8 protein-coding genes are annotated in these 15,032 nt (G+C 57.8%); all 8 read right to left on the minus strand.

The features are described from left to right. Nucleotides 1-12 precede the first annotated feature (12 nt). The 8 genes from gbpA to pilQ all read right to left on the minus strand — a co-directional run bounded on the left by gbpA (nt 13) and on the right by pilQ (nt 15,029). Nucleotides 13-1,479: an N-acetylglucosamine-binding protein GbpA gene (gene gbpA / locus ACN1C3_RS26260; protein WP_419118650.1), complete on the minus strand. Its 1,467-nt coding sequence runs from the start codon at nt 1,477-1,479 to the stop codon at nt 13-15. Between the two features lie 534 nt (nt 1,480-2,013). Continuing rightward, nucleotides 2,014-3,081 carry a uroporphyrinogen decarboxylase gene (gene hemE, locus ACN1C3_RS26265; protein ID WP_419118651.1) on the minus strand — a complete coding sequence of 356 codons (1,068 nt, stop codon included), beginning with the start codon at nt 3,079-3,081 and terminating at the stop codon, nt 2,014-2,016. Between the two features lie 241 nt (nt 3,082-3,322). Continuing rightward, nucleotides 3,323-4,741, minus strand: coding sequence for an FAD-dependent oxidoreductase (locus tag ACN1C3_RS26270; protein WP_419118652.1), 1,419 nt, complete (start codon nt 4,739-4,741; stop codon nt 3,323-3,325). 32 nt (nt 4,742-4,773) lie between these two features. Further along, the gene (gene gltB, locus ACN1C3_RS26275; protein ID WP_419118653.1) at nt 4,774-9,222 is read right to left on the minus strand and encodes a glutamate synthase large subunit; all 4,449 of its coding nucleotides are present in this window, start codon (nt 9,220-9,222) and stop codon (nt 4,774-4,776) included. 351 nt (nt 9,223-9,573) lie between these two features. Continuing rightward, nucleotides 9,574-11,169 carry an SPOR domain-containing protein gene (locus ACN1C3_RS26280; protein ID WP_419118654.1) on the minus strand — a complete coding sequence of 532 codons (1,596 nt, stop codon included), beginning with the start codon at nt 11,167-11,169 and terminating at the stop codon, nt 9,574-9,576. A 10-nt stretch (nt 11,170-11,179) separates the two neighbouring features. Beyond that, complete coding sequence (gene aroB, locus ACN1C3_RS26285) at nt 11,180-12,280, minus strand: 3-dehydroquinate synthase (protein WP_419118655.1); 1,101 nt, start codon at nt 12,278-12,280, stop codon at nt 11,180-11,182. Between the two features lie 147 nt (nt 12,281-12,427). Beyond that, a complete protein-coding gene (aroK, locus tag ACN1C3_RS26290) occupies nt 12,428-12,946 on the minus strand; it encodes a shikimate kinase AroK (RefSeq protein ID WP_419118656.1) in 519 nt (172 codons plus the stop codon). Between the two features lie 4 nt (nt 12,947-12,950). Further along, nucleotides 12,951-15,029, minus strand: a complete 2,079-nt coding sequence (gene pilQ / locus ACN1C3_RS26295; RefSeq protein ID WP_419118657.1) for a type IV pilus secretin PilQ — start codon at nt 15,027-15,029, stop codon at nt 12,951-12,953. Nucleotides 15,030-15,032 lie beyond the last annotated feature (3 nt).

Here is a 15,032-nt window from a genome sequence, read left to right on the forward strand (position 1 = left end):
TACTGGATCAACTTATTTTTGATCCCAAGCCATATGCCAGTGACCACCGACACCGGGTTCAAATCCATTAGCCGTTGGGCTGTATTGCTTGCAGTAGCCAGACTCAGGGAACGGCTTGCACTCATAGACCAGACCGTCTTTGGGTTGCAGTACTTTAGTACCGGCAGTGTATTGCTCAATACCCTCCGGGAACTGGAAGTCAAATTCCCCGCCGCCTTCGCCGGTCATTTCAGTCGTTTTCAGATCCTGAAGCGTGGTGCGGCCATCCTCAGTGGTGCCTATCAACTTCACCTGATGAGTGCCCGGTAAAGTGCGCACGTCGACGTTAATCCACGTACTGTTGGAATCGACCACTTGAGTGGTGATCCCTACCGGTTTGTTTTTATCGTTGTAGACCGTCGCCTCGACGTTCAGCTTGCGGTTGGTCAGCACTGGGAAGGACACTTTCCCGCTGCCGTTTTCCAGTTTGAACCCCTCATCGGGCATAGCCGAAATCACCATCCTGGCGTCAGGATCTCCCGGCATATCCAATGTCACTTCGTAACGGATGACACCGCTCTCTTTCTGGGCGTACAGCTTGTTCGTGCCCTTCACCGGTTCGATATTGTCCTGTTCGTCACGCATGCCTGCGCGCACCAGTTTCTGGGTCTTGTTGACCTGTTCGGCCAGTTTGAACGACCAGTTCTCCGGTTTGCCTTCTTCGGCGTTGTCGATAGAGATTGCGACGCTGTACTGCGCACTCTCGCCAGTGGCGGTAAAGGCTCGGGCCTTGACCTTGTCACCCGCCAGCAAGGTCGCAGCTGGGGCAATACTGCCAACGGAGTTCCAGCCGCCCGGCAGTGCAGCTTCGGCCAGGATATTCACGTCTACAACGTTATAAAATGCGGCGTCAGTGTCTCCGACGGCCCACACCCCGAGAATTACATGATGACCGGACTTGTCTTCAGGAATGGCGCACGCATGTTTGTCACCGGAAACCGGCAAAATATTCCCCCCGTCTACAAAGCAAAACGGCGTGCTATCGAAAGACGCACGCTTGAGCGGCTCGTTGGGGTTCCAGCCATTTTTGGTAATGAAGTATTCATGCTTGGTGGCTGGGTGAACAGCTGTGTATTTCCAGTCGAAATTGATATTACGGTCTTTGATCTCGGTCAGGTGCCAGCGAGTAGCCGACTGAGCATCCACTGCCGAGAACAACCCGATACCACCACTGGCAATCTTGCCGTCGACCGGCCCCTGAAGAGGAGCGCCACCAACACCGGCAGGAAACCCTTTGAAGGTTTCACCCACGCTTTGCGGTTCGTACTGTGCGCCACCACAGTCTTTGTTGAGACCTTTTTGGCAGAGAAATGCACGAGATGGTGGTTCGTTCAAGTAACCGTGAGCGGCGACATTCTGTGACGTCAACATCGCCGCCAACAGGGTCAATGAGGAAGCACATCCTGTTAACGCGCCTCCTTTAGAAAAGGTTTTTTTCATATTATTAGTTCCATACTAATTATTGACATTTAGTCACAACCCACCACTCCACCACAAACACTTCAACACCTGTAATCCGAAGCCACTCGATTGCTTTTAATAGGCTATTGGTCAAGTGGAATGCGAGGGAACTCTACAGGCGTGAATTATTTTTCTATGTAGGAATAATCTATAAATAATATAGGAAATATCAGAAAATCGAAAAATCCGACAAGGAGAGCAATACAAACTTACAAGAGGCGGCATTATTTAAAAGAACAAACCTCAACAAAAAATCATCCAAATTCGAAGTCTGTAACAAGCTTAAATAAAGGACATAACTTTAAAAGACTCCAACCATCAAAAGACATTTCAAAATGACTTTTAAGTTGGAGCGGATGAAATAGATTACAACGCACTACTTGGCCAACATATCAAACAAGAGCGTGCTGATAGCACAATACGTATCAAAGAAGGGAGGAGACGTGCATCGGAGGAGAGCAGCCTGTCCGGCGCTAGCACCAGACAAGCTGTAACAGGTAATCCAGGAAAAGATTACTGATGGTATTGCGCAGAAAGCTCATGCACCGCACGCAAGAACGCACCCGCATGTTCCGGGTCGACTTCCGGGGTGATGCCGTGGCCGAGGTTGAATACATGACCGCTGCCTTTGCCATAGCTGGCAAGGATGCGGCCGACTTCGGCGCAGATGGCTTCTGGTTTGGCGTAAAGCACGGTCGGGTCCATGTTGCCTTGCAGGGCGACTTTGCTGCCGACGCGCTGGCGGGCTTCGCCAATGTCACAGGTCCAGTCCAGACCCAGCGCATCAGCACCCGCATCGGCGATGCTTTCCAGCCACAGGCCGCCGTTTTTGGTGAAGAGGATGACCGGTACTTTGCGGCCTTCGTGCTCGCGGATCAGGCCGCTGACGATTTTGCGCATGTAGGCCAGGGAGAATTCCTGGTACGCCGCCGCCGAGAGGTTGCCGCCCCAGGTGTCGAAGATCTGCACGGCTTGGGCGCCGGCCATGATCTGACCGTTAAGGTAGGAGGTCACCGACTGTGCCAGCTTGTCCAGCAACAGGTGCATGACTTGTGGGTTGTCGTAGAGCATGGCCTTGGTCTTGCGGAAGTCTTTCGACGAACCGCCTTCAACCATGTAGGTGGCCAGGGTCCATGGGCTGCCGGAGAAGCCGATCAGCGGCACACGGCCGTTCAGTTCGCGGCGGATGGTGCTGACCGCGTCCATGACGTAGCCGAGGTCTTTGTGCGGATCAGGGATCGGCAGGGCTTCGACGTCGGCCAGGGTGCTGACGACTTTCTTGAAGCGCGGGCCTTCGCCGGTTTCGAAGTACAGGCCTTGGCCCATGGCATCGGGGATGGTCAGGATGTCGGAGAAGAGGATTGCAGCATCCAGCTCTGGATAACGGTCAAGCGGCTGCATCGTGACTTCGCAGGCGAACTCCGGGTTCATGCACAGGCTCATGAAATCACCGGCCTTGGCGCGGCTGGCGCGGTATTCAGGCAGGTAGCGACCGGCCTGACGCATCATCCACACAGGGGTGACGTCTACGGGTTGCTTGAGCAGGGCACGAAGGAAACGGTCGTTCTTCAGGGCAGTCATGTCGGCATCCGGAAAAAAAGTATGGGCATTTTCTCAGAGCGCGACGCAAAAGGCACGGCAAGAGCTGAGCCTTTTTTCTATCGGGTCAATTTGTCGCGCTGGAATGCAGTCTTCGCAACACCCGGAAGCCAATGTGGGAGCGAGCCTGCTCGCGATGAGGGCTTCACATTCAACATCACTGCTGACTGATCCACCGCTATCGCGAGCAGGCTCGCTCCCACAGGGTTTTGCGTCGTTCTAGTTAAACGCCCAGATAATCCAGGATCCCTTCGGCGGCATTGCGGCCTTCGAAGATCGCCGTTACTACCAGGTCAGAACCACGCACCATGTCGCCACCGGCGAAGATTTTCGGGTTGCTGGTCTGGTGTTTGTATTGGCCTTGTTCCGGGGCTACTACACGGCCCTGGCTGTCGGTCTGGATACTGTGCTGTTCGAACCATGGCGCAGGGCTTGGACGGAAGCCGAAAGCGATGACCACGGCATCAGCCGGGATGATTTCTTCGGAACCCGGAATCGGCTCTGGGCTGCGACGGCCACGGGCATCCGGTTCGCCGAGACGGGTCTCGACCACCTTCACGCCTTCGACCCGGTCTTCACCAACAATCGCAATCGGCTGGCGGTTGTAGAGGAATTTCACGCCTTCTTCCTTAGCGTTCTTCACCTCTTTGCGCGAGCCCGGCATGTTCGCTTCGTCACGACGATAAGCGCAGGTCACCGATTTGGAGCCCTGACGGATCGAGGTACGGTTGCAGTCCATCGCCGTGTCACCGCCGCCAAGTACCACAACCTTCTTGCCTTTCATGTCGACGAAATCTTCCGGCGACTTTTCAAAGCCCAGGTTGCGGTTGACGTTGGCGATCAGGAAATCCAGCGCGTCATAGACGCCCGGCAAATCTTCACCAGCAAAGCCGCCCTTCATGTAGGTGTAGGTGCCCATGCCCATGAACACGGCATCGTATTCTTCGAGCAGTTGCTCGATGGTCACGTCTTTGCCGATTTCGGTGTTGAGACGGAACTCGATGCCCATGCCGGTGAAGACTTCGCGACGATTACTCAGCACGGTCTTTTCCAGCTTGAACTCAGGGATGCCGAAGGTCAGCAGACCACCGATTTCCGGGTTCTTGTCGAACACCACCGGGGTCACGCCACCGCGCACCAGCACGTCGGCACAACCCAGGCCCGCCGGGCCCGCACCGATCACTGCGACACGCTTGCCGGTCGGTACGACCTTGGACATGTCCGGGCGCCAGCCCATGGCGAACGCGGTGTCGGTGATGTACTTCTCCACTGAACCGATGGTCACCGCGCCGAAGCCGTCGTTGAGGGTGCAAGCACCCTCGCACAGACGATCCTGCGGGCACACCCGGCCGCAGACTTCCGGCAGGGTGTTGGTCTGGTGGGACAGCTCCGCGGCGGCGAGGATGTTGCCCTCGGCCACCAGTTTCAGCCAGTTGGGAATGAAGTTGTGCACCGGGCACTTCCATTCACAGTACGGGTTACCACAACCCAGGCAGCGGTGGGCCTGATCGGCCGACTGCTGGGGTTTGAAGGGTTCGTAGATTTCCACGAACTCTTTCTTGCGTTGACGCAACAGTTTCTTCTTCGGATCCTTGCGCCCGACCTCGATGAACTGGAAGTCATTATTCAGACGTTCAGCCATGTTAAAACCTCATCAAACTCTTCAGGCGCATATCACTGCGGGTTGGCACGGGTGCTGGAAAGCAACGATTTCAAGCTGGCAGCCTTAGGCTTGACCAACCAGAACCGACGCAGATAGTCATCGAGGTTTTCGGCGAGGTTACGACCCCACTCGCTATTGGTTTCCTCGACGTATTCGTTCAGCACACGTTGCAGGTGGCTGCGATAGGCTTCCATCGCTTCGCCGCTGATCCGCTGGATTTCCACCAGTTCGTGGTTGACCCGGTCAACGAAGGTGTTGTCCTGGTCCAGCACGTAGGCGAAACCACCGGTCATGCCCGAGCCAAAGTTGTAGCCGGTCTTGCCCAGAACGCAGACGAAACCGCCTGTCATGTACTCGCAGCAGTGATCGCCAGTGCCTTCCACCACGGTGTGAGCACCGGAGTTACGCACCGCGAAACGCTCGCCCGCGGTACCGGCAGCGAACAGCTTGCCACCCGTGGCGCCGTACAGGCAGGTGTTGCCGATAATGGCGCTGTCCTGAGTCTTGTAGGCGCTACCAATTGGCGGAACGATGACCAGCTTGCCGCCCGTCATGCCTTTGCCGACGTAGTCGTTGGCGTCGCCTTCCAGATACATGTTCAGACCGCCGGCGTTCCACACCCCAAAGCTCTGACCAGCAGTGCCTTTGAAGCGGAAAGTGATGGGCGCCTTGGCCATGCCCTGGTTGCCGTGAGCCCGCGCAATTTCACCGGAGATCCGCGCGCCGATGGAACGGTCGCAGTTGCAGATATCCAGCGAGAAGTCGGCACCGCTCAGGTCGTTGATCGCCGAGGTGGCCATCTCGACCATTTGCTCGGCCAACAGGCCTTTATCGAACGGTGGGTTGCGCTCAACCTGGCAGAACTGTGGTTTGTCCGCCGGGATGTGGTCGCTGCCCAGCAACGGGGTCAGGTCCAGATAGTTTTGCTTGGTGGTTTGACCCTCAAGGATTTCCAGCAGATCGGTACGCCCGATCAGCTCTTCGAGGGAACGCACGCCCAGCTTGGCCAGCCACTCACGGGTTTCTTCGGCGACGTAGGTGAAGAAATTCACCACCATGTCGACGGTACCGATGTAGTGATCCTTGCGCAGTTTGTCGTTCTGAGTCGCAACGCCGGTGGCGCAGTTGTTCAGGTGGCAGATACGCAGGTATTTGCAGCCCAGCGCGATCATTGGCGCGGTGCCGAAGCCGAAACTTTCAGCGCCGAGGATTGCTGCCTTGATCACGTCGAGGCCGGTTTTCAGGCCGCCGTCGGTCTGTACCCGAACCTTGCCACGCAGGTCGTTGCCGCGCAGGGTCTGGTGGGTTTCGGCCAGGCCGAGCTCCCACGGAGCACCCGCGTATTTGATCGAGGTCAGCGGCGAAGCACCGGTGCCACCGTCGTAGCCGGAAATGGTGATCAAGTCCGCATAGGCCTTGGCCACACCGGCAGCGATGGTGCCAACACCCGCTTCTGCTACCAGCTTCACCGACACCAGCGCCTTCGGATTGACCTGTTTGAGGTCAAAAATCAGCTGCGACAAGTCTTCGATGGAATAGATGTCGTGGTGCGGCGGTGGCGAAATCAGGGTGACGCCAGGCACCGCATAACGCAGCTTGGCGATCAGACCGTTGACCTTGCCGCCAGGCAGCTGACCACCTTCGCCGGGCTTGGCGCCCTGAGCGACCTTGATCTGCAGCACTTCAGCGTTGACCAGGTATTCCGGGGTCACCCCGAAACGGCCGGTGGCCACTTGCTTGATTTTCGAGCTTTTGATGGTGCCGTAACGCGCAGGGTCTTCGCCGCCTTCGCCGGAGTTGGAACGCGCACCCAGGCGGTTCATGGCTTCGGCCAGGGCTTCGTGAGCTTCCGGCGACAATGCGCCCAGGGAGATCCCGGCGGAGTCGAAACGCTTGAGAACCGACTCCAGTGGTTCGATTTCGCTGATATCCAGCGGCTGATCAAGGGTTTTCACCTTGAACATGTCGCGAATCATCGAGATCGGACGGTTGTCCACCAGCGCGGTGTATTCCTTGAATTTGCTGTAGTCGCCTTGCTGCACAGCGGCCTGCAAGGTGCTGACCACGTCCGGGTTGTAGGCGTGGTATTCGCCACCGTGGACGAACTTCAGCAAACCGCCCTGCTGGATCGGCTTGCGCGGGCTCCAGGCCTCAAAGGCCAACGCTTTCTGCTCGGCTTCGAGGTCGACGAAACGCGCGCCCTTGATGCGGCTCGGCACACCACGGAAGCACAACTCGCAAATTTCTTCGGACAGGCCGATGGCCTCGAACAGTTGCGCACCGCGATACGAGGTGATGGTCGAGATGCCCATCTTCGAGAGGATCTTGAGCAGACCTTTGGTGATGCCTTTGCGGTAGTTCTTGAACACCTCATAGAGGTCGCCCAGCACTTCACCGGTACGGATCAGGTCGCCCAGCACTTCGTAGGCCAGGAACGGATAGACCGCCGAAGCACCGAAGCCGATCAGCACGGCAAAATGGTGCGGATCACGCGCGGTGGCGGTCTCGACCAGGATGTTGCTGTCGCAGCGCAGACCTTTTTCGGTCAGACGATGGTGTACCGCGCCGGTGGCCAGCGAAGCGTGCACCGGCAGTTTTCCCGGTGCGATGTGGCGATCGCTCAACACGACCTGGGTACGGCCGGAACGCACGGCTTCCTCGGCCTGGTCGGCGATATTGCGCACCGCCGCTTCGAGTCCGATGTTCTCGTCATAGTTGAGGTCGATGATTTGGCGTTCGAAACCCGGACGATCGAGGTTCATCAGCGAGCGCCACTTGGCCGGAGAAATGACCGGCGAGCTGAGGATCACGCGCGAGGCGTGTTCCGGCGACTCCTGGAAGATGTTGCGCTCGGCACCGAGGCAGATCTCCAGCGACATGACGATGGCTTCGCGCAGCGGGTCGATCGGCGGGTTGGTCACCTGCGCGAACTGCTGACGGAAATAGTCGTACGGCGTGCGTACACGTTGGGACAGCACAGCCATCGGCGTGTCATCGCCCATGGAGCCGACCGCTTCGTAGCCTTGCTCACCCAGCGGGCGCAGCACCTGATCACGTTCTTCGAAGGTGACCTGGTACATTTTCATGTACTGCTTGAGCTGGTCGACATCGTAGAAAGCCGAACCGTGGTCGTTGTCTTCCATGGTCGCCTGGATGCGCAGGGCATTCTTGCGCAACCATTGCTTGTACGGATGACGGGACTTCAGACGATTATCGATCGCATCGGTGTCGAGGATCTGACCGGTTTCGGTGTCCACGGCAAAGATCTGACCCGGCCCAACGCGACCCTTGGCGATCACATCTTGAGGCTGGTAGTTCCAGACGCCGATTTCCGAAGCCAGGGTGATGAAGCCGTTTTTCGTAGTAACCCAACGCGCCGGACGCAGGCCGTTACGGTCGAGCAGGCAGACCGCGTAACGACCGTCGGTCATTACCACGCCGGCCGGGCCGTCCCACGGTTCCATGTGCATCGAGTTGTATTCGTAGAACGCCCGCAGATCGGGGTCCATGGTTTCGACGTTCTGCCACGCTGGCGGAATGATCATCCGCACACCACGGAACAGGTCGATGCCGCCGGTGACCATCAACTCGAGCATGTTGTCCATGCTCGAGGAGTCGGAACCGACACGGTTGACCAGTGGGCCGAGTTCTTCCAGATCGGGCATCAAATCATTGGCGAACTTGGTGCGACGGGCCACAGCCCAGTTGCGGTTGCCGGTGATGGTGTTGATCTCGCCGTTGTGCGCGAGGAAGCGGAACGGCTGAGCCAACGGCCATTTCGGCAGGGTGTTGGTGGAAAAGCGCTGGTGGAACACGCAGATCGCGGTTTGCAGGCGCTGATCACTGAGGTCTGGATAGAAGGCGGTCAGATCCGCCGGCATCATCAGGCCTTTATAAATGATGGTCTTGTGGGAAAAGCTGCAGATGTAGTGATCGGTGTCGGCAGCGTTAGCCACGGACGAACGACGACGGGAGCTGAACAGCTTGATCGCCATGTCCTGATCGCTCAGGCCTTCACCGCCGACGAACACTTGTTCGATCTGCGGCAGACGCTCGAGGGCCAGACGGCCGAGCACGCTGGTGTCGATCGGCACTTTGCGCCAGCCGACGAGCTGCAGGCCGGCAGCCAGGATCTCGCGGTTCATGTTCTCACGAGCGGCTTCGGCTTTTACCGGGTCCTGATTGAAGAAGACCATGCCCACGGCATATTGCTTGGGCAGTTCGACGCCGAAGGTTTCCTGGGCAATGGCACGCAGGAACACATCCGGCTTTTGAATCAGCAGACCGCAACCGTCACCGGTCTTGCCGTCGGCGTTGATCCCACCGCGGTGGGTCATGCAGGTCAGGGCCTCAATGGCCGTTTGCAAAAGGGTATGACTGGGCTCGCCCTGCATATGGGCTATCAGGCCGAAACCACAGTTATCCTTGAATTCATCTGGTTGGTACAGACCTGCTTTCATAGACACTTTCTCACCAGGCTGCCTCTTACCGAGGCAAATTTCTTTTCAATTCAACCACTTACCGTCCACGCCGAACGTACGCCAGCTTTGTGGGGGCAAAAGGGAGGTCATTGTACACACCGACACAGAGGCTCACAAATTTGACGACGAAATGTCGCAAATCTATGTCGCATTTGTGAAAGGTTTAAAGGGATATGCTGTGCTAGTCAAAACTTTTTTTAATTTTGACCGCAACGACTCAAAAGCCACGATGACGCAGACACCACAAAGCACGCGGCTTTGGAAGCAGCATGCGCCTGCGGAAAATTTTGAGGTGCCGGGAGAGGCGGCCTGGGTAAGGCCGCCGAATCTTCAGCGAGTTGTAGCCAGTTCCTGTTGGACGCTGGCGACAGTGCGAGGCCAAGGTTTACCAGCCTGAACCTTCGCTGGCAAGGCCTTGATGGCGGTAACGGCTGCATCGCGGTTAGCGAAGTTACCGTAAGTGATCACATACAGCGGCTTGCCTTGCAGGTTTTTCTTGAAGTAACGGTACTCACCGCCCTGCTCTTTGACGAAGTTTTGCGCAGTCGCTTCGGAGCTGGTGCCGAGGATTTGCACCACGTAGTTGCCCGGCGCTTGCCCGGCGTACCAGCTACCACCGGTAGCGGCTTTGGCGACGGCGACCGGCTTCTCGACCGGTTTCTCAACAGGCTTGGCGACCGGTACCAGCTTGGCCACTGGAGCCGGTGCGGGTTTGGCCGCAGGCGCTGGCTTGGCGGTAGCAACTTGCGTCGGAGCAGGCGTTGGGCGTGCAGCAGGTGTTGGCGCAGGACCAGCCGGGACGCCTGCTGGAGGCGCTGTGGTGGTCACGGTAGGCGGCTTCGCACTGGAACCCGCGACCGGCACGCCGTCGTCGCCTTCGGTGATGCCGCCAGCGGCTTCAGCCAAGGGCCCACGCATGACTGGTTGCGACTGCCCAACCAGCGGCAATGGCATGGGTTGAGTATTCCCGGCGAACTCGACTGCCGGAGCGCCGCCGCTGTTCGGTTTAGGTGTTTGCCCCAATGGCAATTGCGCCTGCTCGTTGGCAGGAGCGCCGGTGGTCGGTGCTTTACTGCGACCTGGCATCAACCAGGCCGCTGCTACCGCCACCACGACGACGGCGGATATCGCCAATACGTGCTTCTTCGGCATATTGAACCCCATACTTGGACGCTTGACCGCTGTGCGGCTGGCAATCATGGCTTCGATCATTGCATCGCGAGCGACCTGGTTAATGGTGCCCGGCCAGCCATCGGAGCCTTCATGAATATCAGAGATCTGATCCGCCGTGAAAAGTTCGATTCCGCGACCCGCGCCTTCGAGACGCTGGGCCAGATATTCGCGGGTTTCTTCTTCGGCGTAGGGCTGCAATTCGATGACGTGGAAGCGTTCTTCCTCGGTGCTCAACTGCTCCAGGGCAGAAATCAGCGAAGATTCGCCGAACAGGAACACATGCGGGCGACCTTCGGGAGCACCTGCGGCCAAAGCCAACAGCGCCTCGAGCGCGGACTCGTCGAGTTGCTCGGCGTCATCCACCAGCAAATAGACTTCCTGACCGGTCAGCGCGAGCTGCACCACTTGCGCCAAAATCGAGCCGACTTCAGCCTGGGCAACGTTCAGCGCCTGAGCCACCTGCCGCAACACGCCTGCCGCATCGCCAGCGCCACGGGCGGAAACCACCACGCTTTGGACTGACTGCTTGTTGGTGCTGGCCACCAGCGCCTGACGCAGCAAGGTTTTGCCGCTGCCTTGTGGCCCGGTGACGACCAGTAGCAGTTGGCTATAACGGGCCAGATGGTGCAATTGCCCCAATACTGGCTTGCGCTGAGCAGGGAAGAATTTGAAGCCAGGCACCCGTGGAGCAAAAGGGTCATGACTCAACTGGTAATGGCCGAGGAAAGCCTCGTCGGCATGCAAACTAGTCATCGGGATCTTATTAACCTTTAAGCTGAGCCAGAGCGCGGTAATCCGCTCCCAGTGTGGCCTGTAAAACCTCTTTCGGATAATCGTCGGTCACTACGGCTTCGCCCATTCGGCGCAACAGCACCAGACGCAAACGACCGTCGATCACTTTCTTGTCAATTGCCATATGTTCGAGAAAATCTGCTTCGGTCATCTCTTCGGGAGGAATGACCGGTAACCCGGCACGCTGGAACAGGCGAATCCCGCGATCACGTTCTTGCTCGGTGATCCAACCCAGTCGAGCGGACATTTCAAGGGCCATCACGGTGCCAGCAGCGACCGCCTCACCATGCAGCCAGACACCATAGCCCATATGGGTTTCGATGGCGTGGCCAAAGGTATGCCCCAGGTTGAGCGTGGCACGCACACCGGACTCGCGCTCGTCGGCCCCCACCACAGCGGCCTTGGCCACGCAGGAGCGTTCGATAGCGACGGTCAGGGCCGATTGATCCAATGCACGCAGTCGATCGACGTTTTCTTCAAGCCAAGTGAGGAACGGCTCGTCGCAGATCAACCCGTATTTGATCACTTCCGCCAGGCCCGCGGACAATTCACGGGGAGGCAGGGTATTGAGCGTCGAGGTATCGATCAGCACCACATTGGGCTGATAGAAGGCGCCGACCATGTTCTTGCCCAGCGGATGGTTGATCCCGGTTTTGCCGCCCACTGACGAGTCGACTTGCGACAGCAGCGTGGTGGGCACCTGGATGAAATCGACGCCGCGCTGATAGCAGGCAGCGGCAAAACCGGCCATGTCGCCAATAACACCGCCGCCAAGGGCGATCACGGTGGTACGGCGGTCATGTCGCGCAGTGAGCAAACCGTCGAAAATAGTTTGCAGGGTTTCCCAGTTCTTGAAGGCTTCGCCGTCGGGCAACACGATGGAAATAACCGAAAACTGCGCGAGGCTGCGGGTCAGACGCTCAAGATAAAGCGGCGCGACGGTCTCGTTGGAGACGATTGCCACCTGCCGCCCGGCGATATGCGGCGCGAGCAGTTCGGGTTGCCCCAACAAACCTTCGCCAATATGAATCGGGTAGCTACGCTCGCCTAAATCAACCTTAAGTGTCTGCATGTGTCCCCACAGAGAAAATGGAAGCTGGCGCCCTGCCCTGTATTAACGGCCGGTACGCCTGGCTTTCTGACGTCATCTGGTTGCCAAGGGCCACGAGCTAAAGCGCTCATGACCGGACGCCGAGGATAGCGCATTTCGCTGTGCGCATTAACGGGGAGGAAGCTGCTGCAGGCGTTCAAGAATGTCCAGAACCACCATTCGCGGCGGCCGCTCATCAGTTTCCACCACCAGATCAGCGATTTCCCGATAAAGCGGGTCGCGAATTGCCAGCAGATCTCTGAGGGTTTTCGCCGGATCTGCGGTGCGCAACAGCGGACGATTGCGATCGCGAGAGGTACGGCCGACCTGCTGCTCCACAGAGGCATGCAGATAAACTACGCGCCCCCCGGCATGCAACGCCTGACGATTGGCATCGCGCATCACTGCGCCGCCACCGGTCGCCAACACCACGCCATCAAAGGCGCAGAGTTCGGCAATCATCGCCTCTTCGCGGTCACGAAAGCCCGGTTCACCTTCTTTATCGAAGATCCACGGGATATTAGCGCCCGTGCGCAATTCAATTTCCTTATCGGAATCTTTGAATGGCAGGCGCAGCTCTTTGGCCAGCAAACGACCAATGGTGCTTTTTCCAGCCCCCATTGGTCCAACAAGAATCAAATTTCGCACAGAATCAACGACTCACAGCAATCGCCTGGTTATTCATGATACGCGGAGTCAAGAATACCAGCAGCTCGGATTTTTTCTCCGAAACCACATCCCTTCGGAAAAGGCGGCCAAGATACGGCACATCTCCGAGAAATGGCACTTTATCTACAACCTTGCTTTGAGTATTTGAGAAAACGCCGCCGATTACGATGGTCTCGCCGTCATTGACCAGCACCTTGGCGTTGACTTCGTTCTTCTTGATCGGCGGGACATCGTTGAGCTTGTTCAGATAATCTGGCTCATCCTTGGTGACCTTGACCTCCATGATGATGCGATTGTCCGGGGTGATCTGCGGTGTCACCTCCAGCGACAGTGACGCCTCCTTGAAGGACACCGAAGTTGCACCACTGGAACTGGCTTCCTGATAGGGGATTTCCGTGCCTTTGAGGATCTTCGCGGTTTCCTTGTCGGAAGTGACCACTTTGGGCTGGGAGACAATTTCCCCATTGCCGGTCTTCTCCATGGCCGTCAGCTCCAGATCCAGCAACACGTTATCGGTAATGAAAGCGATACCCAGACCCGATGTGTTGCCGACCGTACCCATATCGACGAATGGCGAGTTGGTATTGGTGCCAGTCGGCGTGCCGATAGTAGATGACCCAGCGGCCCCATTACTGACGCCCGAGGTGTTCCAGTTTCCCTTGTTCTGGATCGAGCCGCCCCAACGCACGCCGAGGCTTTTGTCGTAATCAACATTGGCTTCGACAATTCGCGCTTCGATCATCACTTGGCGCACCGGGATATCCAGCTGGGCAACGATGCGACGTAGCTCATCGAGGCGGTCCTGGGTCTGGTAGGCAATGATGTTGTTGGTCCGCTCATCGACGGTGATAGACCCACGTTCATCGATTTTCGCATCGGCACTGGTGACCGACTGGAACAGTTTGGCAATGTCGGCGGCCTTGGCGTAGTTGACCTGCAATAGCTCACGGCGCAGCGGAGCCAGTTCGGCGATCTGTTTTTGCGACTCCAGCTCCTGGCGTTCGCGGGCGGCGATTTCATCCGCAGGGGCAACCAGCAAGACGTTACCGATTTTGCGCTTGTCGAGCCCTTTGGTTTTCAGCACAAGGTCCAGGGCCTGATCCCACGGCACATTCTGCAAGCGCAAGGTGATGCCGCCCTGCACCGTGTCACTGGCAACCAGATTGAGATTGGTGAAGTCGGCGATCAGTTGCAGCACCGAGCGCACATCGATGTCCTGAAAATTCAGCGACAGCTTCTCGCCACTGTAGGCAAAGCGCTCGGCATTACGTTTCTGCAAGTCGTCGGTGGTCATCGGCCGAACGCTGACGGTCAGCTTGTTGTCGGTCTGATAAGTCGAATAATCGAAGGCACCGCTGGGCTCGATGGTGATGCTGGCTTTATCGGAGGACGCACTGGCGTTGACGAATTGCACCGGTGTGGCGAAATCCTTGACGTCCAACCGGACTCTCAGCAGCTCGGGCAATTGGGTTTTCGCGAAACTCAGGGTGATCTTGCCATCGTGCTCCTGGATATCAGGGCTCATGCCCGGGTCCGACAACTCGATGACCACATTACCTTCACCCAGCTCGCCACGCTGAAAATCCACGCCTCTAATGGCCTTCCCAACTGGCGCATAGGCTCTGGCTGGTGCAGGCGTAGCCACTCGCGGCGCACTCGACTGAGGCTTCTGCGCCCCCCCTGCACCCTGACCGACCACTACGAACAGGTTGTTGCCCTCGACGCGCGCGCTATAGGGTGCCAACGCCGTCAGATTGATGATCAGCCGAGTACGATCTTTGGCCTCGACCACCGTCACACTGCGCGCATTGCCTGTACCCAGGTCGCGATTCTTGCTCGCCAATTGAGTGGTCACTCCCGGCAGGTCGAGGGCAATTCGCGCGGGCTGCTCGGTGGTATAGCCATGAGGCGCGGGAGGTGGCCCATCGAATGCCAGCTTCAACTCGACGCGGCCCCCCGGCAGCGCGGCAACATCCAGCGCTTTGAGGTTCGCCGCGTGTACCAACGGCGACATCAGCACTGTCCATAGCGCAATACCGAGGGTTGAAATAGTCCTGTTCATTAT

Source organism: Pseudomonas sp. H11T01, assembly GCF_048515765.1.
Classification (GTDB): domain Bacteria; phylum Pseudomonadota; class Gammaproteobacteria; order Pseudomonadales; family Pseudomonadaceae; genus Aquipseudomonas.

What these genes read in the sequence shown, in the direction of transcription:
- gbpA (WP_419118650.1), bottom strand. Translation starts at nt 1,479, where the DNA reads ATGAAAAAAACCTTTTCTAAAGGAGGCGCGTTAACAGGATGTGCTTCC.
- hemE (WP_419118651.1), bottom strand. Translation starts at nt 3,081, where the DNA reads ATGACTGCCCTGAAGAACGACCGTTTCCTTCGTGCCCTGCTCAAGCAA.
- ACN1C3_RS26270 (WP_419118652.1), bottom strand. Translation starts at nt 4,741, where the DNA reads ATGGCTGAACGTCTGAATAATGACTTCCAGTTCATCGAGGTCGGGCGC.
- gltB (WP_419118653.1), bottom strand. Translation starts at nt 9,222, where the DNA reads ATGAAAGCAGGTCTGTACCAACCAGATGAATTCAAGGATAACTGTGGT.
- ACN1C3_RS26280 (WP_419118654.1), bottom strand. Translation starts at nt 11,169, where the DNA reads ATGACTAGTTTGCATGCCGACGAGGCTTTCCTCGGCCATTACCAGTTG.
- aroB (WP_419118655.1), bottom strand. Translation starts at nt 12,280, where the DNA reads ATGCAGACACTTAAGGTTGATTTAGGCGAGCGTAGCTACCCGATTCAT.
- pilQ (WP_419118657.1), bottom strand. Translation starts at nt 15,029, where the DNA reads ATGAACAGGACTATTTCAACCCTCGGTATTGCGCTATGGACAGTGCTG.